Raw genomic sequence first — 25,788 nt, 5'->3', positions numbered from 1 at the left:
GGTGAGAGGCGGCTAGCGACGTAAGCGATGGAGCAGATCGACAAGCCTACGAGGAATCTTCGTCGCGGCGCGACCCACCCTAAAGCTCATCGAGCCACGAAGGCAGCCGATCTCCCGGCGGGCGTCAGAAAGCTGAGACTCCAGCACGTTGATGTAGGAGGAGAGGTCCTCGATGCTGTCGTACCGGTCGAGGTTGAGGAAGCTGCGTACACCCTCTGACAGGATCTTTTGGGCGCACTCGTAGTCGCGAGCATTCACAAACCACCACTTATCGTGCCCGTCAAGCAGGCGAGACTCCCTCAGCAAGCCCGCAAAAGACTCAAGAAACGCCTGTTCGATGTCATCGCTGCGCATAAGCTCGCGCAGGCACATGCCCCCCGAGAGATAGGCGTTCACGTAGCCTTTCTCGTGGACGGGCAGCAGTCCCCCCTCTTCGAGCGCACGGTACAGCTGTGCCATGTCATCGCCCAGCTTCCGCGCCAGGTTGCGGGCACCGTCCACCGTAATCCCCTTGTACGAGCCGCGACGCATCAGGTGCGCGGGCAAGGGCACGATAGTCCGTGCCTGCATGAGGGCAAGGGCGACAGAGGCGGCACTTGTGAAGTCCAGCTCGACGCTACGTGCAAAGTCGGTGCGCCACAGCTTGTTGGAGGCGTCAAGGGACGAGAACGAGAGGAGGTCGTCGCCCAGCTCTGCGGGAGCGAGCGATGCGCGATCGGCCTGGCCGAGAGGCTTGGTTCCGTCGTTCGAAAGCATGTGAAGGGAGCGGGTTAGATCCTGCGTGCGCAGATGGTTGAACCAGTCGCGCACCGTCACCACGTCGGCAGCCGGGGTAACTCCCCGGGCCGCCTGCACCATGTCGCGCAGCGCATACCAATCGTAGTGATCCCTCAGGTGAGCGCAGATAACGAACGAGCCCCGCGCCAGCCTCAGCGCCTCGCCAACCGTACCGACAAGACGAGCCCGCTCGTCGCTCGCGACGAGGCGTTTCAGCTCGACCGACGAAGGCCGGTCCGGATAGGCATCAACGCAGAGCAGTTCGACGTCCTGCAGGTACTGGTTGGCCAGCGAGACAAAGCCCTGGTCAAGGCACGTCTCATCGTAGCACGACACCGCTATGACGCTGACCGTTGGGGTCTCGGGCGAAACGGACAGCTCGGCGCGTACAAAATCGGTGAGGTCGTGCAGATAGGGAGCCTGGCTAGAATGTCCCACCATCAGGCCATGCTCGTCAGCGATGCGCCGGTACTCTTGCGCAAAGCGCATACGATCGGCTTGCGAAATATACAGGATGTCTCTCGAGAGAAACTCGGACGACCACGAGAGAAGGCGCTCTTCCTGCCCCGGCAAAAAGCCCGCCTGAGCCCACTGGTTGACAACGTACTCGACGATGGCCACGTGCTTGACCAACCGCGCCACGCGATCGTCCTCGGCGGCGTTGACAGCAGAGCCCTCTCGCTCACAGCGGTAGTGGTAGAACGTGTCCCGGCAGTACGAGATCACCCGAGCGCGCGGGAACGTGCAGAACTGGAACGCGTTGTCCTCGCCCAGCGTGAAGGTCTCGTTGAAGCGCAGGCCGTTGTCGTTGAGCAGCGAGCGCCGGTACATCTTGTTGCACATCAACGGATGAGAGCCGTTTTCGTAGAACAATGCGCCAAAGCTGTCGTTTCGATAAACGGCGTCGTGCGTATCGAAGCAGGCGTCAATCCAGCCAACCGAGGGGAAGGACACTCCGCCGAACACGACGATGTCCGCCCCGTCGCGATCTGCGATGTTCAACAGCTTCTCGCAGGTATCGAGGTCAATGAAGTCGTCGGAGTCCACGAAGAGGATGTACTCTCCACACGCTGCGTCCAGCGCCACGTTGCGCGCGTGAGAAACGCCGGCGTTACTCTGATGAATGACACGGATGCGCGCATCCCGAGCCGCGCGGGCGTCGAGCATCGCGCCGGAGCTATCGGTGGAGCCATCGTCTACGCAGAGGATTTCTATGTCAGAAAACGTCTGGTTCACAAGGCTGTCAAGACAGGCTTCGAGATATCGCTCGGTGTTGTAGACCGGTACGATGACGGTGACGCGCGGCGCACGAGGCGTGACGCCCAAGCTTTTTTCAACGGACAACGCGCGCTTCTCTGCCATGGCACCAACAATCCTTATCTGGGACAACAGACCCGTTTTCTGCATCCCTGACAGGATAGAGGATGAAACGCTCTAGTGCGGCGCTTGCACGGAATCCCGACGAGCCGCGAAGAACGCCCCGGAGATAGGGCGCGGAAGAAGCCAGAGCGCGCCCGTGAGAAGCGCGATAATAGCGCAGCGCAGCAGAACGGCCTCCAGGACAACGGGCCCCGGCAAGTCGACCAGCATCTCGAACATGAGATCCCAAGGCAGGACATTCATCTCGACCAGGTGCATGCAAAACACCGGTAGCGTGATGGAGCCGAACGCCTGGGGCACGGACACCAGTCTCGGGAAACGACGCTCGAACAGCTGGCAGCCTTTGATGACGCACAAAGCACCGAACACGCCTCCGACCAGGTCAAACACTCCATGCCCGTACTCGTTGCTCACCAGATAGATGGGCCCTCCCCATATGCCGTCTACCAGCCAGATGAGGAGCATGGCAACCCAGGCGGCAGGATGGAGCGCGCCCCGCTCAAACAAACCCCTCGCATGGGCAAGCTGGCCGAGGTAGAGAAAAAGGGTTGCGCACAGGGCGGGCTGGATGCTCCACGGGAGCCAAGGCAGCCACGTCACCCAGTTCGTGGACGCGTATCCCAACACGAACAGGGCCGCAACGATAACGGGTGTCCCCGGCAGCCGGTTCGCAAGCGCAAGCAGCAATTTGGCCCAAAACAGGGCAAGCAGGTACCAAAGAGCGCCAATGCCGATAATGCCCGCCGGCAGTCCCGCGAACTGCCCTCCCGCCCCGTACAAGCAAGCCAGAGACCAGCGTTGGAGAAGCTCGAGGACTCCGCCGCCCTGCTCGGGAATAAGCAGGCCGCGCACGGCAAACAAGGCGAGAAGGATGATGCTCGTCCACAAATACGGCAGTAACAAGGCGCGGGCGTTCTTGGCGACGTAGCGAGCGTCGAGGCGTACATCTGGCCTGCAGAAGTAGCCGCTTATAAAGAAGAACAGCGGCATGTCAAACGAGTAGCAGAAGTTAACGATGGGCCAGGGGATGCCCTGTGCCGAAGAGTGGCCCACGATGACCGCGAGCATCGCGACGCCCCTGGCAATGTCAAAATAGGCGATACGGCCCCGAGGAGCCGTCTTGCTCGGCATCGCCTGTTCGCCACCCATCGCAGCCCTTCCCCATCGCCAATGTCGCTGTGCCCGATCGCCCCTCTGGCCCCGTGTCGCCCTTCGATCGTGCCCCCACCCGAACCGCAGGAATCCACGCCCACGACGTCCCTGTCCGAGCCGTCGGGCGAAAGGCCGGAAAGCTAAACCCCCGTGAAACACGGAGCCGCCATCCTACAGCCCCATGTTCGGATCGGCGTCGGCGGTAAGCGGGCTCGTCTCGCCGCGCTCGAGCTTGCGCTTCGCCACCAGGGCGATCATGGCCGCGTTGTCCGTGCACGTCGAGCGCGGGGGCAGCGTCACGCGAATGCGGCGCTTACCGAGCTCGCGGGCGAACGCCTCGCGCAGTGCGGGGTTAGCCGTCACGCCACCCCCGGCGCAGAACTCGCGCACGCCAAACTGCTTGCATGCAGTCAACGCTTTGGACACCTGCACGTCAATGACGGCAGCCTGGAAGCTCGCCGCGAGGTCTGGCAGGTTGATGGGCCGCCCTGCCGCGTTCTCCTGCTGGATGTACGTGATGACGGCCGTCTTGAGCCCGCTGAGCGAGAAGCGGTAGTCGTGGCTGTGCAGCATGGCCCGGGGGAAGTCAATCGCCTTCGGATTACCCTTGGCCGCCAGCCTCGAGATGACCGGGCCGCCAGGATAGCCCAGGCCCAGCGCCTTGGCTACCTTGTCAAACGCCTCGCCCACTGCGTCGTCGAGTGTTTGCCCCAGCACCTCGTAGTCGCCCCACGCCCTCACATGCACAAGCATCGTGTGCCCGCCCGACAGCAGGCTCGCCACGAACGGCGGCTCGAGGTCGGGCGTCTCGAACAGGTTGGCAAACAGATGCCCCTCGAGGTGGTTCACGCACACGAGCGGTTTGTCGGCCGCCCACGCAAGCCCCTTGGCGAACGCGACGCCCACGACGAGCGCACCCACGAGGCCCGGCCCCTGCGTGACGCCCACGGCCGCCAGCTCCTCGGGACGCAGCGGGCCCGTCGCAAGGCCCAGCGAGGCCCCCGCCTGCGCCATGGCCTCCTCGTAGACACCGACGATAGCCTCCGTGTGCTTGCGGCTCGCGATCTCTGGCACAACGCCGCCGAAGCGAGCGTGGAAGTCGATCTGCGTCGAGACGACGTTGGCGCGCAGCTCGCCCGCAGCGTCGATGATGGCGATGGCCGTCTCGTCGCAGCTGCTCTCGATAGCCAGGACGAGGTCGCCCGCGGCCTGCAAGGCCTGCCGCTCCTCCACCGTGCGCTCCGGCTCGACCGGCGGCCAGACGCGCTCGGCAGGACGAGGCTCGGGCTCGTCGGCCTCGACGTCGATAGCCAGCGGCAGGCTCGCCTTCATCGTGAGCGCGTCGCGGGGCGTGCCGTCGGCCGTCCGCCCGTAGTAGGCCTTGCGCACGCCGACGACCTCGAAACCCACCTGCTCGTACAGCGCCCGCGCCGCCACGTTGTCGCGCGCGACCTCGAGTGTCGACGTGCGCGCGCCGAGCATCTGCGCGTCATAGGCGATGCGCGACAGCAGGCGCTTCGCGAGGCCCTGGCGGCGGCGATCGGGGTCGACGGCGACGTCGAGCACCTCGAGATTGCCGTCGACGATGAGGCCGCCGGCAAAGCCGACGATCGTGCCCTGGTCATGGATGACCCACCACGTGCGACTGGGCTGTGCGTACTCGTCGGCAAACATGGCCTGCGTCCACGCCTTGTGGCCGCTCGCCGGGTCAAACGCGCGCGCCTCGAGGTCGGCGACGGCGGCAAGGTCGTTGACGGACATGGGGCGCTGCTGCACGTGGATGTCGCCGAGGTCGTCGTCGACGCCCGTCACGCGCACGCTCGCCGGCTCAGCGATACCCAGGCGCACGCGCTCGTTCTCCTCGGCGTCCGAGAGGCGGGTGTAGATCGGGAGCACCAGCGCCGGATCCCCCGACGGCGCACCACAGCACAGCATCTGCGGCGTTGCGGGAGAGCTTGCGTGGCTTACCACGCGGCGCTCTTCCGCGCCTTGCATCTGCTGCACCGTGGGCGCCGTCGGGGTGTCTTCTTCTCGGCACGTAGCCGCCGAGGCGGATGCGAGTTCGCAATCATCCTCGGCGGTGCCACGGTGCTGCAGATGCAAGGCGCCCGATGCCGACGCGTATTGAGATACGCGAGGCATCGGGGAACGCAGCAGCTGCGGCGCCGTGGTCACCGCCGCGCGCAGGAGGCCTTCGCCGGTCGGATACCACAGGCTCTCGTCGACGAAGTTTGCGAAGCCCGCTTCCTCGAAAGCGGCGCGGTACTTCTTGAGGCCGTCGCCCGTGAGCTGGATGGCCTCGCGATCGGAGCGGGCAGCCCATGCCTCGACGGCCACGGGCACCTTGCAGACGATCTCGCTGGCAAACAGGCGCTCGACACCCTCGTCGCCCAGCCGATACAGCCCGGGGTAGACCTCCTTGCGCATGGCGTCGCCCACGACGCCTACCAGCCCGCGCACGCCGGCGTCCCAGGCGACCCACGCCACGGCGTCAAGCGTCGACGCCCCGTACAGCGGGACGCACAGGCCGCAGGCCAGACCCTTGGCCGCCGCCACGCCGATGCGCACGCCCGTGAACGAGCCAGGTCCCGTGCCGCACACGACGGCGTCGACGTCAACGCGCGTCAGGCCGGCGCCAGCCAACAGCGCGTCGACGGTCGGCACAAGCTCGACGTTGGCCTGGCGGCGGCACAGGTGATCGGCTGCAGCGACGATCTCGAGCGAGGCGCCGTCTCCCGTCCGCCCCAACGCGCACGCCAGCATGTCGGTGGACGTGTCCACCGCGAGGACAACCCGCTTGGCAACGGGAAGCGTTTCGTCAGCTTTCGTCATCATGCTCACTCTCAGGACTCCAAAACGACACGCGCTCATACTTGAATGGAACCGCTTAAACCTTAACCCGAGCGCCGGCAAGCTTATCGCAGCAGCTCGTCATGCGAGCCCGTTCTGGCCAGGAAGGCAGTGTTCCCTTCGACAGTCCAGATGAGTAGCCAGTCCCCCACATTGCACACGTGGCACTCATTGGCGCCCTCCCAGGCACCCGAGAGAACGTGCATCTTGTGATGGCGACGCAGCTCCGCCCGCGACTCGGTGGTGTTTTGACTGATAAGCTCGACAACCTCACGAAGTTTGGACAGATCGGCGTGCTTCGCCTTGAGCTTTTTGGCGTCGCGGCAGAATGCTCGAGAAGGCTCGATTCGCAGCATGGGCTACAGATCCAGCGCCGCGAACAGCTCGTCTGCAGATGCGTAGGACCCCTCTCGGCCCGAGGCGGCAAATTCTTTCGCCTCCGCAAGTGCAGCCTTCGTCTCCTCGTTGGGCTCCTCGACGGCAAACGTCAGAGGAATGCTCTTCGTTCGAGCAATCTGGGCGTAAAAGGCACGAGTAGCCGTCGCAAGATCGAGCCCGTAGGACTTGCAGACTTCGGAAGCCCGCTGCTTGACGTCCTCGTCGACGCGCAACGCATATGAAACGGTCATGACACACCCCCTGCCTCTCGCTGTTTACTATCGTCGTTAATTGTAGCACAGCAGTAAACAGCAAGCCCACTCACCTGGCTGCCCCGGGCGTCATACCGCCTAGCGCGTCTCCCCGTCCCACGCCGCGAGCAGGGCTTCGGCGCGCTTGCCGTGGGGGGCGGTGCGCACGATGCGGGCCGGCTCACCACCCTCGGGAGCGACGGGCTCGCGCATGACCGTCACGTCGAGGCGCTCGTCGCCCAGCTCGTTGACGTAGGCCTCGCCCCACTCGATGAGGCAGGCGCCGTCGGCCTCGAGCACGTCGTAGATGCCCACGTCGTCAAGCTGCTCGGGTCCCTCGAGTCGATAGAGGTCGAAGTGGTACAGCGGGATACGTCCCTCGTCGTGCACGGACATGATCGTGAACGTGGGGCTCGTCACGGCGGACCCGTCGCCCAGCCCTGCCGCCACGCCTCCCGTCAAGCACGTCTTGCCGGCGCCCAGATCGCCCGTCAGCACGACGACATCTCCCGCCTGCAGCGCGCGTCCCAGCCCCACGCCCAGCTCGCGCATCGCATCGGGCGACGCCACGCGCCACGCGCCCGCGCCCAGGCGCGTCAGGCCTTCCGCGCTCATCGCCGCACCCCCGGCGTCCCAGCGGCAGGCACAGCACCGGCCGTCGGATCGCTGAAGCCGACCTCGCCGCGCAGCAGCTGGCCGAGCAGATGGAAGTCACTCTCGAGGTCGGGCAGCTTGCTCGCGTCGCGCAGCACGGCTGCCGGGTGGAACGTCGGCAACACAGCGAAGTGGCCCTCGTGGAACACCTTGCCGCGCAGGCGCGTGATGCCGACCTCCGTGCGCAGGATGAAACGCGTGGCGGGATTGCCCATCGTCATGATGACGTCGGGCCAGATGCTACGGATCTGCTCGCGCAAGAACGGCGAGCACACCTCGACCTCCTCGGGGCGAGGGTCGCGGTTGCCCGGCGGTCGGCACTTGAGCACGTTGGCGATATAGACCTCCTCGCGCGCGATGCCCGTCTGCTCCGCGAGCATACGGTCGAGCAGATGTCCCGCCTGGCCCACGAACGGCTCGCCCTGGGCGTCTTCGTTGGCACCCGGCGCCTCGCCGACGAACACGACGCGCGCGTGGGGGTTGCCGACGCCAAACACGATGTTCGTCCGCGTCTCGCACAGCGGGCACAGCCGACAGTCTCCCAGCACGGCGCGGATCTCGTCGAGCGTGACCTCGCCGGCGCGCTGGTGCTCGTGTCCCGGGATCTTCAGCATGGCCATGGCGCGCATCACCTCACTCGCTCATCTCGTGGCACGAGGCGCTTTTACAGCCCCACGCCGTTGCGGTTGACGTACACCTTGGGCAGCCGCATGCCAAAGCCGCAGGCCACCTCGTAGTTGATCGTGCCCAGGCGCAGCGCCAGGTCGTCGATCGTGATGACCTCGCCGCCCTGGCGCCCCACAACCGTGACCTCGTCACCCACCTCGATGGGCTTGGCCTGGTAGCCGCGCGCCAGTGCCAGCTCGGGCTCGACTTCGATCATGCACTGGTCCATGCAGATGTTGCCCACCTGGCGCCAGCGCAGCCCGCCGTAGATGACCTCCATGTCGTTGGAGAGCCTTCGGGACAGGCCGTCGGCATAGCCCAGCGGCAGCGTCGCGATCTGGATGGAAGGCCGCGCCACCCGATACGTCATGCCGTAGCCGACGCCCTCGCCCACGCGAGGCCGCTCGACGCGCACCGCTCGCGCCTTCACGCTCATGGCGGGGCGCAGCCGCAGCGCGCCGACCGTCGTCTCCGCAGGGTGCAGGCCGTACAACCCGATGCCCACGCGCACCATGTCGAAGTGCGTCTCGGGGTGCAGCATCGTAGCCGGCGTGTTGGCGCAGTGGACGGTACCGGGGTTGAAGCCCATCTTGCGGATGAGCGCCACCGCGTCACGGAAGCGCTTGAGCTGCAGCGTGAAGTCCCAGTCCGACGTCTTGTCAGCCGTGGCGAAGTGCGTGAACGTACCGGCGAGGCGCAGCCCCTGGAGGTGCTCGGCCACCTGCACGAACTCCCCCACCTCGGCAAACGGCACGCCGATGCGGTCCATGCCCGTGTCGACGGCGAGGTGGTACTTGGCCTCGACGCCGCGCCGGCGCCCCTCCTCGCCCAGGCGCGCCGCGAACTCGAGGTCGTAGACCGACGGCATGACGTTGTGCTCAACGAGCAGCGGAATGGACTCAAGCGGAGGCTGGGATAGGATGAGAACCGGCTCGTCGATGCCACCCTCGCGCAGCTGGAGGCCCTCGTCGACCGTCGCAACCGCAAAGGCGTCCGCACCGGCAGCCCGGCACGCCTGCGCGACGGGCACGGCGCCATGGCCGTACGCGTCGGCCTTGACGACGGCCATGAGGCGCGTCGGCGGCTTGATGATGCTGCGGTATGCACGAACGTTACTGCGGATGGCCTCGAGGTCGACCTCGACCCAGGCCCAGCGCGTCTTCGGTAGCTCTCGTTGCTCGGGCACGAGCCCTCCTTCTTGCAGGCGATCACGAACGTACAGCGGCGGATGTGCGGCGCGCTTCCGGTCGGAGGCCGCGCGTCCCGGGCCAGCCCCGTCAGCCGCTCTCGGGCATGCCCCAGGCTGCCCGCCGAAGTGCAGCGCGCACCATTCTAGCGCGTCTGCGCCACAAAAGCGCAGGCTGGAGCCGGCTCCCGCCGAACGCGCACGGAAGCCGGCTCCAGCTCTGCGGGATACCCCCTACGAGCGCTTGCCGCGCTTGGGGCGGGGTTTGGGCTTGGCAGTCTTGCTCGCGGCCGAGGGACGCTGGTCGGGTGGGATGGCCGGCTTCTCGCCGATGCGCAGCGTCGCGCGCTCGTGGAACGCCTCGACGGGGTTCGGCTTCTTCTTAGGAAGGCCCGACGCCGTCGAGCGCCCGCGCTTGAGCGCCCGGCCGGACGCGGGGCGCTCGCCTGTGGCGTCGGCGTCCCCATCCTGGGTGGGCGCGGCCATCGGCGGAGGAGCAATCCTGATGGACGCGTCAAACGTCGCCGGAGCCTCCGATGCAGCCTGCGGGTCCACAGAGCGGCCTGTCGGGCGCGCGCTCAGGGCGGCGCTCAGAAACGCCGGGAGGCGGGAGGCCGTCGACGCGGGTGCCGGGGGCGTGGCGGGCTCGCTCTCGGGCTCGCGTGCCTCGACGGCAGCGGCCACCGCCTCGAACGCGCCTGTCTCGCCGTTGGGGACGCTCCCCTCGGCGACGAACGCCGCCATCTTCGCGAGGAACGGCGGGACGCCGCTCGCGTCGGTGGCCACATCCTCGGCGGGGCCTGCCGGCGCCGGGAGCTGGCCAGTCGAGGAGGCGTCCTGGGCAGGCAGCGCGCCCGTCTCCGATGCAGGCACGGCAGTGGGCAGCTCGCCAGTCGCGCCCAGGGGCGCAGCGGGCGCAGGAACGTCGGGGGCAGCCGGGGCGTCGGGAGTGCTCTGCGCGCTGACGGGCGCCATCACAGTCGTCGCGCCCGCCGGAGCCGGGACGGGATCCTCCTCGGGAGCCGGGACGTCAGCGGGCTCATCGGCGATGTCTCCTGCGGCCGCAGCGGGAGCGGCCTTCTCGTCGGAGTCGTCCGGCTCGTCGGGTGTCACAGCCTGCGCGGAGGCATCCTCGGCAGCGCCGGCATCCTCCGGTGGGACGCTCTCGCCAGCAACCGGGGCCTGCGCCCCGTCGCTCGCCTGTGCCTCAGGCTTGGGACGCCGCTCGAGGCGCTCGTGCTCGGGCGTCGGCTCCTCGAGATCGCCCGCCTCGACGTCCTCGACAAGCGCCGACTCCATGGCCAGCACGTTTTCCGTGCGCCGGCGCGCGGCCGCCGCCAGCAGCTCGCGTCGCGTGGGGGCGGGGGCCCCGGCCTGCCGCTCGGGCTCGGCCTCGGGCTTGCTCGCAGCAGCAGGTGTCTCCTCGGAAGCCCCCTGCAGCTCCGGAGCTGCGGCCTTTACCGCCGGTTCCTCGTCCGCGAGGGTCGCGTCGCCCTCGAGCACAGTTCCCGGGTCGTCCGATGCCTCGTCGAAGTCGCGCTCGGCGCGCCGCAGCAGCTCGTCGATGGCCTTCCCCGCCACGTCGGCGACGTCGGGTGCCATGACGCCGCGGGAGCCGTGCGCGCGGCAGGCGAGCTCGCCGGCCACGGCGTGCACGCGATCTGCCCCCGCCATGAGCATGAGCAGGTCGGACGAGTCGATGCCCTCGGCGCGCTCCTCTTCGTCCATCGTCGCAAAGAACTGCGCCAGCAGGCTCGCCGTCATGCCGGCAAGCACGTCGCCCGTGCCGGCCGTCGCCAGCGCGACGGGGCCGGGCTGGGGGATGAGCGTCGAGTCGATCGTCGCGACGGCGCTGACGGGCCCCTTCGCGATGACGCAGAAGTTGGCCGAGCCCACGGCCCACGCAAGGTCCTGAGCCGCCTCCATAGCGCCGGCCAGCGTCTGCGTGCGCTCGAGCTCGCCGCCCATGAGGCGCGCCAGCTCGCGGCGGTGCGGCGTCAGCACGAGCGGGGCCTCGCGGCGCAGCGCGTCGGGATGCGCCGCGGCCGAGCCGGCGCAGATGCGCACGGCGGCGTTGAGCGCGTCGGCGTCGAGCACGAGCGGGCGATCCGTGCGCAGAAGGTTGCGCACGACCTCGCAGGCGCCGAGCGATGTCGTCATGCCCGGGCCCGCCAGCACGGCGTCGGCCCGCTCCACGAGCGCAGCGACCCGGTCGGCGGCCTCGACGGAGAATGCACCCTCCGGGTCGGCCGGCAGGCCGATGACGGGCACGGAGAGCAGGTGCATCTGGGCGACGGGCACGACGGGGGCCGGCACGACAAGCGTCACGTAGCCCGCACCGCTGCGCGCGGCGGCCGTCGCAGCCATGATGGCGGCGCCGGGATAGCGCGACGAGCCCGCCACGACGACGACGCGGCCGCGCGTGTACTTGTCCTGCAGCGGGTCGGGCTCGGGCAGTACGTCGAGGTAGTCGCGCTCCTCCATGACGAAGGCGGCCGCGGCGTCAGAGATGTCCTGCAGCCCCTCGTCGTCGTCCGTAAGGCTCGCCACGACAACGCGGCCACTCGCGGCGCGGCCCCTTCCGCTCACGAGGCCGGGCTTGGCCGCAAACATCGTCACGGTGACGTCGGCGTCGAAGTGGGCGCCATCCGCCATGCCGCTCGTCGCGTCGATGCCGCTCGGCACGTCCACGGATACGAGGTGGCCGTCGAATATCTCGTCGACGACCTGCACCCACGTCTCGTAGGGCTCAGGCAGCGCGCCGTGGAACCCGATGCCAAAGCACGCGTCGATGACAACATCGGCCGGCAGGAGCAGCTCCTCGAGCTCTTCGGGCGTCGGCGCGACGTGCACCGGCACGCCCATGTCGGTCGCGCGCGTGGCCATGCGGCGGGCAAGCTCGCTCTTCATGACGGCAGGCGTAGCAGGCGCGACGACGCTGACCTCGTAGCCGTGGCGCGCGAGGTTGTCCGCCGCGACCCAGCCGTCACCACCGTTGTTGCCCATACCGCACAGCACGACGACGGAGCCGTGCTGCACGAACCGAGCCGCCTGCACGGCGACGACGGCGCCGGCGCGGCGCATGAGCTCGGCGAGGGGCGTCCCCTTCTCGACGAGCGCCCGCTCGAACTCCCGCACGTCGGCTACGCTCATGACTGGCTGCACGATGCATCATCCTTCCGTCGTATCGGGCGCGTCCACTCCGCCCGCGGCATGTCTTGCTGAGGGGCCCGAGGTTCCGCCCCTGGACGTCCCTGCGTCTGCGGGACGATCGAGCTCGTCGAGCAGAGCCCGCGCCTGCTTGAACTGCTCGGCGATGACGGCGCGCTCGTCGACCTTCTCGTCGCGCCGGGGGACCGAGTCGGGCGTCGCGGCAACGGCATTCGCCACGGCCAGCCCGCGGGTGTGCGCGATGGACACGAACACGTCCGTGATGCCCTGGCCGCGCGCGATGCGCTCCGCCGCGCCCGCGAGCACCATGAAGGGACGGCCCTTGGCGTCGTGGCTCACCGAGACGTCGGAGAAGCGGACGCCCTGGCCGAACCACCCGCAGCCCAGGGCTTTGAGCGTCGCCTGGCGCGCGGCAAAGCAGCCCGCGTACGCGCTCGCCGGGTCGGGGCGCGCGTCGCACCAGGCGCGCTCGGCGTCGGTGAACACGCGATACTTGAAGCGCGACGTGCGAAACAGCGTGTCGCGCATCCGACCCGTCTCGACGATGTCCATGCCCACGCGCGCCACGCTCGTCACCTCCGATGTCTTGAGCGAGCCTCATCCCGTCCTCATGCGCCCCATGATACCCGTGCGGGGCCCGCCGGGACGCCTTCGCCCGTCGAGCCCCGCCTCTCGCGCAATATCTCCCGCGTGCCCCAGCCCCGCGCCGCCGGGTCGCGCGCCCCTACTCCGTCGTGACGGACTTTGCCAGGTTGCGCGGCCTGTCGACGTCGCAGCCGCGGTCGAGCGCGACGTCGCGCGCCATGAGCTGCAGGTAGACAGCCACGACGACCGGCGTGCACCAGTCAGGCAGCGGGGGCAGCCACAGCACGTGATCCGCAAGAGCCGCCACCTCATCGTCGCCCTGCGTCGCCACGGCGATGACGACGGCGCCGCGAGCCTTGATCTCGGCGATGTTCGAGACGGTCTTGGCGCGCAGGGCGTCGCGCGGCACGACGACGACCACGGGGAAGCCCAGGTCGATGAGGGCGATGGGGCCATGCTTCATCTCGCCGGCCGGATAGGCCTCGGCGTGCAGGTAGCTGACCTCCTTGAGCTTGAGAGCGCCCTCTCGCGCGCTCGCGGAGTTCAGGCCGCGCCCGAGGAACAGCGCCGAGTGCGCCCCTTCGAACGCCGTTGCCGCCTCGGCGGCCAAGCCCTGGCGGTCGAGGGCCGTGCGCACGACGGCAGGCAGGCGCTCGAGCGTCGCCAGGTGCTCGGCGACCTCGCCGGCGTCCATGCGGCCGCGCTTGGACGCGAGGAACAGCGCGATGAGGACCATCGCCACGAGCATCGAGGTATACGCCTTGGTGGAGGCCACGGAGACCTCGGGGCCCGACTGCAGGTAGAGCACGCCGTCGGCGTCACGCGCGGCCGTGGAACCCAGCACGTTCGTCACGGCGAGCAGGCGCGCCCCCATGTCCTTGAGGCGGCGGGCGCACAGCAGCGTCTCGGCCGTCTCGCCCGACTGAGTGATGACGAGGCACAGCGTGTGCGGCGTCACGAGCGCGTCGCGATACATGAGCTCAGAAGCGACGTCGACCTCGACGGGCACGCGCGCCCAGCTCTCGATGAGCGCCTTGGCCACGAGGCCCGCATGGTAGCTCGTGCCGCAGGCGACGACGTAGATGCGGTCGATGGCGCGCAGCTCGTCGTCGGTGAGGTCGAGCTCGTCCAGCTCGACGCGACCAGAGCGCACGCGGTCGTGCAGCAGCCGTTCGAGGGCCTGCGGCTGCTCGGAGATCTCCTTCATCATGAAGTCGGGGTAGCCGCCGAGCGTGGCCGAGGACACGTCCCAGTCGATGTGCAGCGTCTCGACGTCCACACGCTGGCCCTGCGCGTCGGTGACTTCGACGGAGCCGTCGGCGCGCAGCACGGCGAACTCGTTGTCCTCCAGCGCCACGACGTCGCGCGTGTAGGGGGCCAGCGCCGTGAGGTCGCTTGCGGCCAGGGCGCCCTTGGGCGTCGAGGCGACGACGAGCGGCGAGCCCTTGCGGGCGGCCACGATGACGCCCGGCTCGCGGGCGGACACGGCAACGAGGGCCCACGCTCCGTCGAGGCGCTGGCAGGCGGCGCGCAGGGCAGCGGCGAGGTCGCCGTCGTACAGGCTCTCGACAAGATGGACAACGACCTCGGAGTCTGTCTCGGACGTAAACGTGTGGCCCGCGGCGACGAGCTCGGCGCGCAGCTCGGCGTAGTTCTCGATGATGCCGTTGTGCAGCAGCGAGATCGTGCCGGTGCAGTCGGCGAACGGGTGGGCATTGCGCTCGGAAGGCACACCGTGCGTCGCCCAGCGGGTGTGCGCGATGCCGCACGTACCGTCGAGCGGGTGTTCGGCCAGGGCGTCGGCCAGCATCTGCACCTTGCCCTTGCGCTTCATGAGGTGCAGCGCACCTGCCCTGTCGATGACAGCCATGCCCGCCGAGTCATAGCCGCGATACTCAAGTGACTGCAGGCCCTTGAGCAGGATGGGCTCCGCCTGCTCGCGTCCCGTATATCCCACGATGCCGCACATAGACGCCTCCCGAGTGAGGGTGTGAAGGAGTGCTCGCTTTTGCATGCGAAGCGCCGCGTTTGCTTTCGCAACGCCTGCATCCGACGAATGCTAGCGCCGCGCTGGTGTATGTGCGGTTTCGGGGCGCGCCGCACCGGATCGGCGGCAAAAACGAGCAGGCCGGGCGGCGGGGCTTCACAACGTCACCCCATCGCCCGGCCTGCCTACGACGCCATCCGCACCGTCGAAGCGCCTACCTACTCGCCGTCGAGCTGCTCGCGCACGACAGCCGCAATGCCCTCGGCCACGTCGCCGGCGATCTGCTCGCTGGCAGCCTCGACCATGACGCGCACGAGCGGCTCGGTGCCTGACGCGCGCACAAGGATGCGCCCGTCGCCGGCGAGCGCCGCGTTGGCCTCGTCGATGGCGCGCGTGACGAACTCGTTGTCCTGCCACTCAGCCTTGCGCGGCGTGCGCACGTTGACGAGCGACTGCGGGTAGCGGCGCATGACGCGCGCGAGGTCAGCCAGAGAGCGCCCGGTGCGCTTCATGACAGCGAGCAACTGCAGGGCCGTCACGAGGCCGTCGCCCGTCGTGTTGTGGCGCAGGAAGATGATGTGGCCGGACTGCTCGCCACCCAGGACGGCGCCGTCGGCCAGCATGCGCTGCAGCACGAAGCGGTCGCCCACGGGCGTCTGGGCCACGGAGACGCCGAGCTCGTCCATGGCGCGCGTCAGGCCCATGTTGCACATGACGGTCGAGACGACCTCGCCCGCCTCGAGCTCGCCGCGCTCGGACAGGTCGCGAGCGCAGATGGCGAGCACCTTGTCGCCGTCGACCTCCTCGCCGGCGGCGTCCACGAACAGCACGCGGTCGGCGTCTCCGTCGTGGGCGATGCCGACGTCGGCACCCGTCTTAGCGACAAGCTCGCGCACGGCGTCCAGGTGCGTGGAGCCACAGCCCACGTTGATGTCCATGCCGTTGTAGTCCGTGTTGATGACGTGCACGCGCGCGCCGAGGCGCTCGAGGGCAGCCGGAGTCGTGCGGCACGAGGCACCGTGCGCACAGTCCACGGCGATCGTCAGGCCCGTGAGGTCGCAGTCGATCGTCGCGATGGCGTGGTTGATGTACGTCTCGCGCGCGAGCTTGAGCTTGCGCAGGGCGCCGACCTGCTCGCCCGTGCCGAACTGCTGGGTGCGCCAGCCGTCGGCGGCGAAGGCGGCCAGGGCGTCCTCGACGTCGTCAGTGGCCTTCATGCCGTCGGGGCCGAAAAACTTGATGCCGTTGTACTCGGGCGGGTTGTGGCTTGCCGAGATAACGACGCCGCCGTCCGCGCCCTCTTCGCGCGTGATGAGCGCCACGGCGGGCGTAGGGATGACGCCGCAGCACGCAGGCTCGCCACCGGCCGCCATGATGCCGGCGACCAGGGCGCTCTCGAGCATCGTGCCCGAGCGGCGCGTGTCTCGACCCACGACGATGTGCGGGCCCAGGCACGACACGGCGCCCATGCCAAGGCGATAGGCGAGCTCGCACGTAAGGTCGTCGTTGGCGACGCCGCGGGCGCCGTCCGTTCCGAACAGGCTGTTGGGCATAGCAACCTCCTTCGACGCGGGGAGGGTCCTGTGACCGGCGTTCGGACGCGCGCAGGCGATCACGGTTGTGCGCCCCCGCGGGGGCGTGCCGCCATTCTTCCCCGGACTGGGCGGGCGTCTTCGCCCGGCGGCCCTCGATGGGTCGACTGCCACCAGGCGAAGGCACCCCGGAAACGAAAAGACGGGACCCCCGCACAGAGCGAAGATCCCGTCGATAGCACAAAGGTAGAGCGAGAAAGCCTTAGCGCTTCGAGAACTGCGGGCGCTTGCGGGCCTTCTTGAGGCCGTACTTCTTGCGCTCGACCACGCGAGCGTCGCGGGTCAGGTAGCCGGCCTTCTTGAGCTCGGGACGATAGTCGCCCGCCTTCAGCAGGGCGCGGGCAATGCCGAGGCGCAGGGCGCCGGCCTGGCCGGAGATGCCGCCGCCGTCGCACAGGGCGATGACGTCGAAGTGGCCGAGGGTGTCGGTGACCTTCAGAGGCATGCAGGCCATGTCGACGAGCTGCTGGCGGCCGAAGTACTGGGCAGCCTCACGCTTGTTGACGAGAACCTTGCCGGTGCCGGGCACCAGGTGCACGCGGGCAACGGCGTTCTTGCGACGACCCGTGCCCCAATAGATGGCTTCGTTCGTGTTGGCCATGGGTTACGCCTCCAGGTCGATCTTGCGGGGATTCTGGGCCATGTGGGGATGGTCCGGGCCGGCGTACACCTTGAGCTTGGTGAACTGGGCACGGCCGAGCGTCGTCTTGGGGAGCATGCCCTTGACGGCGCGCTCGAGGATGCGCTCGGGGTGCTTCTCCATGGCCTGCCGGTAGGTCTCCTTCTTGAGGCCGCCCGGGTAACCGCTGTAGGAGTACCAGGCCTTGTCCTCCGCCTTGTTGCCAGTGACGCGGATCTTGTCAGCGTTGACAACGATCACGAAGTCGCCGGTGTCGATGTGGGGCGTGAACTGAGGCTTGTTCTTGCCGCGCAGGATCGAGGCGATCTGGGCAGCCAGACGACCAAGGACCTTGCCCTCGGCGTCGATGAGCACCCACTCGCGCTTAACCTCGCCGGGCTTAGCGTAGTACGTGGTCTTCACGTAAAACTCCTCCAACTCAATACGAACAGTTGTCACCAATACAGAGGTTTCACGGGGCTCTGCGAAAGTGAACCTTTGGATTGTAGGGGCGTACCCGGAGGGCTGTCAACGAGAAATCTCTCGAGTCGGCAGGAAGTGAAAGACCTCCATACGGGACGCGGGGGTGGGTAGCGCTCTGGGACTGGCGCCGGATTTGGCTTGGATGCGTAGTTTTGCTTCTTTTGAGCTGAATATGCAGTTGGATGGATGATAGTGCGCCACGAGGAAATATAGCCCAGCCCAAAGACCGCCCGATGGCCAAAACTATGCCGCTTTGCGAGTCCGCAGCCTGCGTGGTCGCGGTCCGAGCAGCTCCCACCTGCCCGAACGAGCACCCCGCTTCGGATCAGGCGCCGTGTATCGAGATAGCGACTCGCAAAGCATGCCACTTTTGGCCACAGACCCCACGGGATGCCAGACTACGAGTGGCAGGCGCACAAAAAACGCGCGGCGCCACCCGTTTGGGCGGCACCGCGCGCCAAAGAACAGAGCAGCAGTCAGGACAGGCTACGCTTCGGGCTTCTCGGAAGCGTAGAACGTCGCGTCGGCCTGGACATCGGCGATGGACTTGTCGCCGAGGACCGGCAACGGCATGTCGAGGAACTCCGCCAGCGTGGCGACGGGCTCGGACGCGTCAACGAAGTGGCCCTTGTCGTTGAGCTCGGCCGTGTCCTGGACGCGCCAGAAGTGATCGTTGACGTCGGTGAGGTAGTACGAGGCGCCCGCATAATCCATGTACACCGCGTGGTCTGCACGCAGGTGGCCAGCCAGAGCCTCGCCCTCGAGCACGATCGGATCTTGAGCCTTCTTTCCCATGGCACGCTCCCTTTCTGCCAGGCGAGACGTCTGCCCAGAGCCCGGGAAGAGCCTCGCGAAACATCGTGCCCCTATCATGACGCATTTGGAGACGATGTGAAGGGTCAACGTAAAAATTGATGCGATACGGAAGGGGTGGTCCTCGATGCAAGCCTGCCTCAAATTACTCCCAGGAAGGAAGAGCACTCGCCTGGTCAACACTCATGCGTGAACAACGATATTAATGTAATAATTAACCCCCCCCCCGACTATTTGGCCTTCCTTGCATACGGCTAAACTCAAACTCAGTTCTTGCTTCGCTTTTCTAAGGTATTGGCCCACAGAGGAGGCTGAGAATGGCACGCATCTGGGTCACGGACAATCAGTACGACAGCAACGCCATTAAGGTGTTTGTTACGGACGACCGGTATCAGGCCGACCTCAAAGCGTTCGTCACCAATGATCAGTGCGACGCAAACGGGGACGAACGCTGGTACTACGTCGACAGCCAGTACGACAGCCCCACATCCACCGTGTGCTGGGTCGACAGCCAGTACGACGCTGATCTCAAAGTTTGCTTTACAACCGACAACTACGACACCGGTTGGGTTACCGGCAATCCGTACCAGCATAGGCTGTAGGAGTATTTTTAATAGCCCGGGAGGGTGGCATCAAATGAGCCCTGATTACCATAATTACCATATAATTAGCAGTATTAATGAATCACTAACTCAATTTGAATTCTGCAGTGATAAGCTAATCGAATTACTTGAACAGATAAAGACGAACATTGTCCCCGACTCTGCGAGGCCAAAAACAAACAACGGTTTATTTCCTTCGCTCATGGATCCGTTCTCTTTTTATATTCAGATATTTAGGTATAATGATAGAACAAGAAGAAGTATACTACTAGAGCTAAAATCAAGACTTAATCTTTCTGGAGACATTCCATCCGCCTATCCCGGATTCCCCACAGCCAATGCGTGGTGGCTCTTCGCAGATGCAGATTCCCAGGAGGAAAGCGTCCCTGCCCTCTGGCAACTTTTCAAGTCTGCCCGGAGACTGAGTAAAAACCAGGGTGATTCAGAAAAGAATTCTTTTTACAAAGATTACGATCGCGCACTTGAAATAAAGGGCGTAGCGGACAGCAATCTCCCGCAATGCTTGTTCTATATTTGCCCCGACTTTTTTCCTCCTCTTGATAGAAATCTCAAAGAGTACGGCCCGCTCAGAACATTGATACCTGATATCGAGTGGAGTTCATCCAGCGGCGCTCGGTATCTTGATGCTCTAGATCGCATTCAAGAAGCTCTTTTGTCAAACAAACTAGCTGAGGACGACATCCCCCACCTCTCGGAGCGGGCTTATGCTGCCGCCAGGCAAGACGGCAACAACGTATCTTCCGCACCTCGTTATATGTTCCTGAACCTCTCCCCGAGAGAATGGGATCCCCGCCAGTCCCCCACTGACGAGGAAATGATTTTTCACACCAAAAGACAAAATGGAAAAAGCCTGAAAAAAATAGATTGTTTTAAGCATATAAATACAGGTGACTATTTTATTGCATATATGGCAACGCCTATTAAGGCAGCCTGTTCCGTATTACAAGCCACCAAACCGTATGATGGATCCGCGTTATATTTTAGGCGATTGGCAAATTTCAACAATCCCGTACCTTTCAATACCTTGAAGGATGACTCTCAGGTTTCAACGATGGGCAATCTCGGCCGACGAGGGATAACTCTTGACGAGATTAGTGAGCAGCAGTTTTTCCATATCCAGAATGAGCTAGGAGGAGGGCTCGCTCCAGAGTCAAGTGTCATCGATCGGCCTATGCGCCAGAACAATGCGAGCGTTGCATTGAACACCGTCCTTTTCGGTGCGCCGGGGACGGGAAAGACGTATCAAACGAAACGGCGTGCCGTCGGCATCATCGGCAGCGACGTGCCCGATGACTGGGATGAGATTTCCGATCGCTACAAAGCTCTCGAAGATGAAGGCCGCATCGGCTTTGTGTCGTTCCACCAATCGTTCTCGTATGAGGACTTCGTCGAAGGCATTCGCCCCGTTCTTACGGACGGGGAACGTACCAGCCCGGACGACAGCCATTCACTCGCGTACGCAGTAGAAGACGGCGTCTTCAAATCCTTCTGTGAAAAAGCCGCCAACCACCCCAGCGACGCCTACGTGTTCATCATCGACGAGCTGAATCGCGGAAATGTGGCGGCCATCTTTGGCGAGCTTATTACGCTGCTCGAAGAAGACAAGCGGCTCGGTGGCGAAGACGAGCGCACGGTCCTGCTCCCCTACTCCAAGCAGAGGTGGGGCATCCCGGGCAACGTCCACATCATCGCGACGATGAACACGGCCGACCGTTCGCTCACCAAGCTCGACGCGGCGTTCAGGCGGCGCTTCTCGTTCGAGGAGGTCGGCCCAGACTATGACGCCCTGCGCAACCATCTCGGAAACGAAGGCATTGTCGATGGCGTCGATGTCCCCTGGATGCTCCAGGCAATGAATGCGCGCATCGAGGCGCTGCTCGACCGCGACCACGTGCTCGGCCACTCCCTATTCTGGAAGGTCGCCTCGCTCGGCGACATCAGGCAGGCGTTCGCAGGCAAGATCATCCCGCTGCTGCAGGACTATTTCTTTGAGGACTACGACCTCATCCGCGCCGTACTCAACGACAGGGACGGGAAGTTCGTGCACAAGATCGGAGATGACGAGAGCGAGTCCCTCGGGATCGACCTCGGAATTCTCGACAACATGGCAGATACCGTCGGAGCGCGCTTCGAGGTCATCGACAGGACGGACGGCAATGCGTGGTCCGCAAGCGACTTCCGGCGCATCTACGAGAGCTTCGGTCCCTATAGGTCTCGCCAGCCCGAGGCAGCCGCCGACGAGAGCAACCAAGCCAGCGACGAGGATGCGGACGCATAACATGCCTCGCAACCTCATTCAAATCCGCGAGTTCGACAAGCTCGTAAGTGACGGCAGCCAGGACAGCCCGAGTCCTGGCTGCACGTCCATGGAAGAAGACGCCTTCAACCAGCTCTATGACTTCATCCTTCGAGCGGCAGAGCGAGACGTCGACTCGGAGGACCCCATCGAGATCATGCGCCTGGGCATGGCAGAACGCCAGCGCTCGATCCAAGCGCGCAATTACGTGGGCGTCCTCACCACAAAGAACGGATTCACCGTCGAGATTCTGCCAAAGATAGCGGGGCTCGACCTGGAAACCGCCAGCAACGAGCGCCCTTCAAGCGACGGCCTCGAGCAAACGAAAGAGGCCTTCATCCGCATGCTCGCAGCTCTGCGCGGCACCTCGTTCAAGCACTTGGGGCGCTCGTCGCTGTTCTCCCATCGCATGCCGCTCTACGAGCTGTTCATCCGCATGTTCGTCGAGGAGGTCGAACGACTCGCCCAGCGCGGCCTGCGCTCCGGGTACACCCCGCGCGATTCTAACGAGCGCTTTCTGCGCGGTCGGCTCCTCGTGGCGCAAGACCTGCGGGCCAATCCCATCGACCGGTCGCGGTGTTTCGTGCGCCACGCCGTGTTTGGGCTCAACCGCCCGGAGAACCGCGTCATCAAGGCGGCGCTCGCACGGCTGCTCAACAGGAGCACGAGCTCCGAGAACCGCACGCGTATCCGCAGGCTCCTGGCGATGTTCGATGGCGTGGACGATACGCCCGACTGGCGCAAGGCGGCGTCACTCTGCGTTCGAGATCGCAACCTCGACGACTACGCTCAGGCCCTTGAGTGGGCGCGCATCTTCCTGGAGGGTAGCTCATTCACCGCTTTCAGTGGCCCCACAGTCAGCGAAGCCCTACTCTTCCCGATGGAGCGCGTCTTCGAGGACTACGTGCCCTACCTCATGAGGCGGGCCTTGCAAAATGGGGCGCTCGACGGGTCGGCAATCGAGATCCGCACACAGGGGCCCGTCCGGGATCTCTTCGACAAAAAAGAAGGCGACGGGGCCGGGATCAGGATGACGCCTGACATCGTCATACTGAAGCGAGAGGCGGGAGGCCAGCCGAAGCCTGCTGTCGTCCTTGACACCAAGTGGAAGCGGCTAGACGGTAGCAACCCGCAACCGTCGCGAAACGACCTCTATCAGATGTACGCCTATGGCAAGCGCTACAAGGTCAGCGACGTCGTGCTGGTATATCCAAAGTCGCAAGGGCTTATGGCGGGCTGGCAGAAGAAGTTCGTCAGCGATGGGGCGGATGGCAGAGGGCTCCGCGTTAGAGTCTTCATGCTCGACCTGTCCCTCCACAGCGAGAGCTCCATACTGCCGGGGACAGCACCCAAAGGTGGCCCAGGTAACCAAAGGGGAACGATCGGGGAGCTCCTGGAAGGGATTAGAGACTCGCTGAGGGCATAGCGGATTCCCCTATGCCCTCAGGGCGGTAATCGGAAACACATACACGTCATTCTCGGCATCATAGCGACAGAAGGGGGAGGTCGCCGTCACCACGGCCATGAACTCAGGGCGGGGATTGCGCGCCGCCGGGTTCGCGGCGACCTTCTTGCGTAGCCGGTTGAGATTTGCGATGCCATCCGGCACTTTCTCCTCCCCCAGCTTGATCTCGATGCCCGCCCAACGCCCATCCCTCAGCTCGATAATGGCGTCGACTTCAAGCCCGTCAGCATCAACTATCTGCTCATACTAGATTTTCGAGGTAATTCACACTCGATTTTCGAGGCATTTTGGACTCGATTATCGAGCGAGTTTGGATGCCGCGGATCACGAGCGTCGCGAGTGCTCTCCTGGGGCCACGGTCGCGTCGACCAGGTGCCGTCAGCCAACTCGCGGGGCTGTGGGTAGGCGGCCCCGCACCATATCAGAAGGCCTCGTCACGAGGCTACGGTCGGAGAGGCGCCGCCGTCATCAAAGACGTATTTCTTGATACGAAAGCCATCCACCCGCTGCCGACGAGCGAGGATAATCACACCAGAGAAGGAGGGGGTATCCATGCAATACATGTCGACGCTAATGAGCGCGCTCAGCACCATCCGGCAGTCCCTCGATGAGGTAAATTCCTACATTGAAGAGCTCTGGCAACAGGTCGATGAACTGGAGACGCGCCTCGGAGAAAGCGAATACGATGGTTGGCACGTCTCGCAGTGTGATCTCGACGTGGGAAAAGGAGATACCGGACTCCACGGGGATCTCCTCCTGCAGGCCCCAATCAAAGGAACAGACTGCTGCATCGAGATGAGATTCGAGGCTTCGGATTTGATCGATCAGGCCACCCTCGATGATCTTGATGATTTGGACAGCTATTCTCTCCAGAGTTATCTCTATCTTCCGACCCCCGTGCTTCGCTACGCAGATGGCTCCCTTGGCTGGACCCCGGGAAATACTCTGATGGGCGAACAGGTCATGGAGGCCATCGCCCGGTACGCCCCGCAGTTGGAGCGCGCCCACGAGGCCTTGCGCCGTTTCTTCCCTGGCGATCCCCGGCCCATAGGGAAGAAGTTAGGACCGGCGCCTTTCGACATCGGGGCCCTGAAGGGCCGTCACAACTCGTACTATCCGGCAGCCATAACAGTCAGAGAGGGAAACGTCTGGCAGCTGAATGCATTTGACGAGTTAAAATTCGGGCTCAGTGATCAGGTCCAGCCAACGCCACCAGACATCGCGCGAGACCTCGGCATCCGGGCCACCAGCGCCGTGCTCCCCTCTCATCCAGGCGTTGCACCTGCAGCCCCGGGCAGCCCCGAGGCCGACGACTCGGAGCCCAGAGCGCTCCTCTCGACTTATTATAATGGCGACAAAACCGCCTATCCGTTCGATTCCTTCGTCACGAGCGATCCCGAGGCAGGAGCTGCGTTCCTGCACGACCTCGTCAACGAGTACGACCGTCTTCTTGGGGAGCAGACGAAGGATAAATCCTAGAAGAGAGGGCTGCGGCTTATGCTAGAAAGCGGCAATCAATCTGCCCCAGCTTCTCTCGATCCCCAGGGAACGGACGAGGAGTGTATCCGGCGTTTCCTGCTGGACATCGGCTGCCTCGATCGCCTTTCGAAATGGACGAGGCGCTTCAACACGTTCGACGTCCTCGGCATCTCCCGGGTGGAGATCAGGCACAGCAATGCCCTTGCCTGGCTCATGGACCCCGAAGGGAACCACGGCCTGGGTGACCGGGTCATGCAGGGCTTCGTGCGCCACGTGGCAGAGTCCCTGCCCGACGCGGAGGCCTTCGATGACCTGCTCATGGACTGTCGCGACTTCGCGGTACTGCGCGAATGGCAGAGCATCGACATCCTAGCCGTCTCAGAAACCCAAAAATACGTCCTGTGCATCGAAAACAAGATCGGCACCGGGGAGCACGACAACCAGCTTGATAGGTATCGAAAGACAATCGAGCACGCCTACCCAGGCTTCCGCCGACGCTTCGTCTATCTCTCCCCGGAGGGTGCCGAAGCTTCAGACCCCGACACGTGGTTCCCGATGAGCTACGAGGACGTGCTGAGAATCATCGGATCGGCAACCGACGGGGCCGAGCTTGCCGAGGGACCGCGCATGCTCATCGACGACTACGTCGACACGATAAGGAGGGATGTCTTGGAGGACGAGGAGCTTGCGAGGGTCTGCAGGGACATATACGCGAGGCACCGACGGGCACTTGACCTGATCTACGAGAACCTGCCCGACGCGATCTCCGAGCTTGCAGATGCCTGCGTTAGGTGGGCCCGGGAGAAGCAGCGCTCCGGCGAGCTCATCTTGAATGAGGACAAATGTGTGAAGACCTGCACCCGCTTCACCACACCCGAGATGTCCCTGCTGTTGCCCGATGGCCCGGAAGCAAACAGCGGCTGGTCAACGGCCAACCATTACTTCTTCGAAATAGAGCGCGGGAGAGGCAGTGCTCGGGGAAACGCCAAGATGCGCATTAAATTGGCCCTCAATCATCAAGGGCTACCATCGGACCAGGAGGCAATTGCAGAGGCCATCAATGACCTTTACCCCACGAAGGGGTCGGCGAAGAAAGGGGCTAACTGGCTTTGGAGGGTGCACTGGAACTACTCCCAGAACAAGTCCTTTGAAGAGGGCTTTACGGACGGCGAGGTTTTCGCCTCCCTGGACAAAGCCCTGAGTCAGCTCAAAGCTTTCGAGCGCGACTTGTTCTCGAAGCTCCCCGAGGAGTACGCAGCCCGCGTCGCCGGAATCACCTTCTAGGGGTGGACTCGCCTGGGACTTTGCCATTGTGGTAGCCCCAGGCGAGCACGGGTACCGGCAAAAAGGCTCGTATATATACCCCCAGAATTGAAATAAA

The 25,788-nt window shown here is 64.9% G+C and carries 21 protein-coding genes; 5 read left to right on the top strand and 16 right to left on the bottom strand.

Going from position 1 to position 25,788, the window contains the following annotated elements; genetic code table 11:
• Positions 1-12: 12 nt before the first annotated feature.
• The 15 genes from KHZ24_04600 to KHZ24_04530 form a co-directional block, all read right to left on the bottom strand.
• Positions 13-2,139, bottom strand: coding sequence for a glycosyltransferase family 2 protein (locus tag KHZ24_04600; GenBank protein MBS5450477.1), 2,127 nt, complete (start codon positions 2,137-2,139; stop codon positions 13-15).
• 72 nt (positions 2,140-2,211) lie between these two features.
• Positions 2,212-3,306, bottom strand: a complete 1,095-nt coding sequence (locus KHZ24_04595; GenBank protein ID MBS5450476.1) for an acyltransferase family protein — start codon at positions 3,304-3,306, stop codon at positions 2,212-2,214.
• Between the two features lie 174 nt (positions 3,307-3,480).
• Complete coding sequence (tsaD, locus tag KHZ24_04590; GenBank protein ID MBS5450475.1) at positions 3,481-6,141, bottom strand: tRNA (adenosine(37)-N6)-threonylcarbamoyltransferase complex transferase subunit TsaD; 2,661 nt, start codon at positions 6,139-6,141, stop codon at positions 3,481-3,483.
• Positions 6,142-6,224: 83 nt separating this feature from the next.
• On the bottom strand, positions 6,225-6,515 hold the full coding sequence (locus tag KHZ24_04585) for a type II toxin-antitoxin system YafQ family toxin (GenBank protein ID MBS5450474.1): 291 nt from the start codon (positions 6,513-6,515) through the stop codon (positions 6,225-6,227).
• A 3-nt stretch (positions 6,516-6,518) separates the two neighbouring features.
• Complete coding sequence (locus tag KHZ24_04580; GenBank protein MBS5450473.1) at positions 6,519-6,788, bottom strand: type II toxin-antitoxin system RelB/DinJ family antitoxin; 270 nt, start codon at positions 6,786-6,788, stop codon at positions 6,519-6,521.
• 99 nt (positions 6,789-6,887) lie between these two features.
• Positions 6,888-7,340 (bottom strand): tRNA (adenosine(37)-N6)-threonylcarbamoyltransferase complex ATPase subunit type 1 TsaE, encoded by a 453-nt coding sequence (tsaE, locus tag KHZ24_04575; protein ID MBS5450472.1) that lies wholly within the window; start codon positions 7,338-7,340, stop codon positions 6,888-6,890.
• A 59-nt stretch (positions 7,341-7,399) separates the two neighbouring features.
• A complete protein-coding gene (locus KHZ24_04570) occupies positions 7,400-8,062 on the bottom strand; it encodes a uracil-DNA glycosylase (protein MBS5450471.1) in 663 nt (220 codons plus the stop codon).
• Between the two features lie 44 nt (positions 8,063-8,106).
• The gene (gene alr / locus KHZ24_04565; protein ID MBS5450470.1) at positions 8,107-9,294 is read right to left on the bottom strand and encodes an alanine racemase; all 1,188 of its coding nucleotides are present in this window, start codon (positions 9,292-9,294) and stop codon (positions 8,107-8,109) included.
• A 234-nt stretch (positions 9,295-9,528) separates the two neighbouring features.
• Positions 9,529-12,447 (bottom strand): NAD(P)H-hydrate dehydratase, encoded by a 2,919-nt coding sequence (locus tag KHZ24_04560; GenBank protein MBS5450469.1) that lies wholly within the window; start codon positions 12,445-12,447, stop codon positions 9,529-9,531.
• An 18-nt stretch (positions 12,448-12,465) separates the two neighbouring features.
• Positions 12,466-13,017, bottom strand: a complete 552-nt coding sequence (gene acpS, locus KHZ24_04555) for a holo-ACP synthase (protein ID MBS5450468.1) — start codon at positions 13,015-13,017, stop codon at positions 12,466-12,468.
• A 172-nt stretch (positions 13,018-13,189) separates the two neighbouring features.
• Positions 13,190-15,019 carry a glutamine--fructose-6-phosphate transaminase (isomerizing) gene (glmS, locus tag KHZ24_04550; protein MBS5450467.1) on the bottom strand — a complete coding sequence of 610 codons (1,830 nt, stop codon included), beginning with the start codon at positions 15,017-15,019 and terminating at the stop codon, positions 13,190-13,192.
• A 236-nt stretch (positions 15,020-15,255) separates the two neighbouring features.
• On the bottom strand, positions 15,256-16,590 hold the full coding sequence (locus KHZ24_04545; protein MBS5450466.1) for a phosphoglucosamine mutase: 1,335 nt from the start codon (positions 16,588-16,590) through the stop codon (positions 15,256-15,258).
• 241 nt (positions 16,591-16,831) lie between these two features.
• Positions 16,832-17,230 carry a 30S ribosomal protein S9 gene (gene rpsI, locus KHZ24_04540; GenBank protein ID MBS5450465.1) on the bottom strand — a complete coding sequence of 133 codons (399 nt, stop codon included), beginning with the start codon at positions 17,228-17,230 and terminating at the stop codon, positions 16,832-16,834.
• Between the two features lie 3 nt (positions 17,231-17,233).
• Positions 17,234-17,686 carry a 50S ribosomal protein L13 gene (rplM, locus tag KHZ24_04535; GenBank protein MBS5450464.1) on the bottom strand — a complete coding sequence of 151 codons (453 nt, stop codon included), beginning with the start codon at positions 17,684-17,686 and terminating at the stop codon, positions 17,234-17,236.
• 531 nt (positions 17,687-18,217) lie between these two features.
• On the bottom strand, positions 18,218-18,526 hold the full coding sequence (locus tag KHZ24_04530; protein MBS5450463.1) for a CDP-alcohol phosphatidyltransferase: 309 nt from the start codon (positions 18,524-18,526) through the stop codon (positions 18,218-18,220).
• A 335-nt stretch (positions 18,527-18,861) separates the two neighbouring features.
• Between KHZ24_04530 and KHZ24_04525 the strand changes: the two genes are divergently transcribed.
• The 3 genes from KHZ24_04525 to KHZ24_04515 are packed head-to-tail and all read left to right on the top strand — an operon-like array spanning position 18,862 to position 22,889.
• Positions 18,862-19,146 (top strand): hypothetical protein, encoded by a 285-nt coding sequence (locus KHZ24_04525; GenBank protein MBS5450462.1) that lies wholly within the window; start codon positions 18,862-18,864, stop codon positions 19,144-19,146.
• A 34-nt stretch (positions 19,147-19,180) separates the two neighbouring features.
• Entirely contained in the window at positions 19,181-21,445 is a 2,265-nt protein-coding gene (locus tag KHZ24_04520) for an AAA family ATPase (GenBank protein MBS5450461.1), read from the top strand.
• Between the two features lies 1 nt (position 21,446).
• Positions 21,447-22,889: an McrC family protein gene (locus KHZ24_04515; protein ID MBS5450460.1), complete on the top strand. Its 1,443-nt coding sequence runs from the start codon at positions 21,447-21,449 to the stop codon at positions 22,887-22,889.
• Positions 22,890-22,898: 9 nt separating this feature from the next.
• On the opposite strand, the gene KHZ24_04510 is transcribed toward KHZ24_04515, so the two are convergent.
• A complete protein-coding gene (locus tag KHZ24_04510; protein MBS5450459.1) occupies positions 22,899-23,072 on the bottom strand; it encodes a hypothetical protein in 174 nt (57 codons plus the stop codon).
• A 408-nt stretch (positions 23,073-23,480) separates the two neighbouring features.
• Here KHZ24_04510 and KHZ24_04505 point away from each other — a divergent pair, with 408 nt between their 5' ends.
• Positions 23,481-24,407 (top strand): hypothetical protein, encoded by a 927-nt coding sequence (locus KHZ24_04505; protein ID MBS5450458.1) that lies wholly within the window; start codon positions 23,481-23,483, stop codon positions 24,405-24,407.
• A gap of 18 nt (positions 24,408-24,425) precedes the next feature.
• The gene (locus KHZ24_04500; protein MBS5450457.1) at positions 24,426-25,691 is read left to right on the top strand and encodes a PD-(D/E)XK nuclease family protein; all 1,266 of its coding nucleotides are present in this window, start codon (positions 24,426-24,428) and stop codon (positions 25,689-25,691) included.
• Positions 25,692-25,788: the final 97 nt, after the last annotated feature.

This window comes from Coriobacteriia bacterium (assembly GCA_018368455.1).
GTDB lineage: Bacteria > Actinomycetota > Coriobacteriia > Coriobacteriales > UMGS124 > JAGZEG01.
This window is presented reverse-complemented; position numbering and strand designations above follow the sequence as displayed.

Excerpts from the sequence above, each read along its gene's own strand:
- KHZ24_04600 (MBS5450477.1), bottom strand. The coding sequence starts at position 2,139 with ATGGCAGAGAAGCGCGCGTTGTCCGTTGAAAAAAGCTTGGGCGTCACG.
- KHZ24_04595 (MBS5450476.1), bottom strand. The coding sequence starts at position 3,306 with ATGGGTGGCGAACAGGCGATGCCGAGCAAGACGGCTCCTCGGGGCCGT.
- tsaD (MBS5450475.1), bottom strand. The coding sequence starts at position 6,141 with ATGACGAAAGCTGACGAAACGCTTCCCGTTGCCAAGCGGGTTGTCCTC.
- KHZ24_04585 (MBS5450474.1), bottom strand. The coding sequence starts at position 6,515 with ATGCTGCGAATCGAGCCTTCTCGAGCATTCTGCCGCGACGCCAAAAAG.
- KHZ24_04580 (MBS5450473.1), bottom strand. The coding sequence starts at position 6,788 with ATGACCGTTTCATATGCGTTGCGCGTCGACGAGGACGTCAAGCAGCGG.
- tsaE (MBS5450472.1), bottom strand. The coding sequence starts at position 7,340 with ATGCGCGAGCTGGGCGTGGGGCTGGGACGCGCGCTGCAGGCGGGAGAT.
- KHZ24_04570 (MBS5450471.1), bottom strand. The coding sequence starts at position 8,062 with ATGGCCATGCTGAAGATCCCGGGACACGAGCACCAGCGCGCCGGCGAG.
- KHZ24_04560 (MBS5450469.1), bottom strand. The coding sequence starts at position 12,447 with ATGAGCGTAGCCGACGTGCGGGAGTTCGAGCGGGCGCTCGTCGAGAAG.
- acpS (MBS5450468.1), bottom strand. The coding sequence starts at position 13,017 with ATGGACATCGTCGAGACGGGTCGGATGCGCGACACGCTGTTTCGCACG.
- glmS (MBS5450467.1), bottom strand. The coding sequence starts at position 15,019 with ATGTGCGGCATCGTGGGATATACGGGACGCGAGCAGGCGGAGCCCATC.
- KHZ24_04545 (MBS5450466.1), bottom strand. The coding sequence starts at position 16,590 with ATGCCCAACAGCCTGTTCGGAACGGACGGCGCCCGCGGCGTCGCCAAC.
- rpsI (MBS5450465.1), bottom strand. The coding sequence starts at position 17,230 with ATGGCCAACACGAACGAAGCCATCTATTGGGGCACGGGTCGTCGCAAG.
- KHZ24_04530 (MBS5450463.1), bottom strand. The coding sequence starts at position 18,526 with ATGGGAAAGAAGGCTCAAGATCCGATCGTGCTCGAGGGCGAGGCTCTG.
- KHZ24_04525 (MBS5450462.1), top strand. The coding sequence starts at position 18,862 with ATGGCACGCATCTGGGTCACGGACAATCAGTACGACAGCAACGCCATT.
- KHZ24_04520 (MBS5450461.1), top strand. The coding sequence starts at position 19,181 with ATGAGCCCTGATTACCATAATTACCATATAATTAGCAGTATTAATGAA.
- KHZ24_04515 (MBS5450460.1), top strand. The coding sequence starts at position 21,447 with ATGCCTCGCAACCTCATTCAAATCCGCGAGTTCGACAAGCTCGTAAGT.
- KHZ24_04505 (MBS5450458.1), top strand. The coding sequence starts at position 23,481 with ATGCAATACATGTCGACGCTAATGAGCGCGCTCAGCACCATCCGGCAG.
- KHZ24_04500 (MBS5450457.1), top strand. The coding sequence starts at position 24,426 with ATGCTAGAAAGCGGCAATCAATCTGCCCCAGCTTCTCTCGATCCCCAG.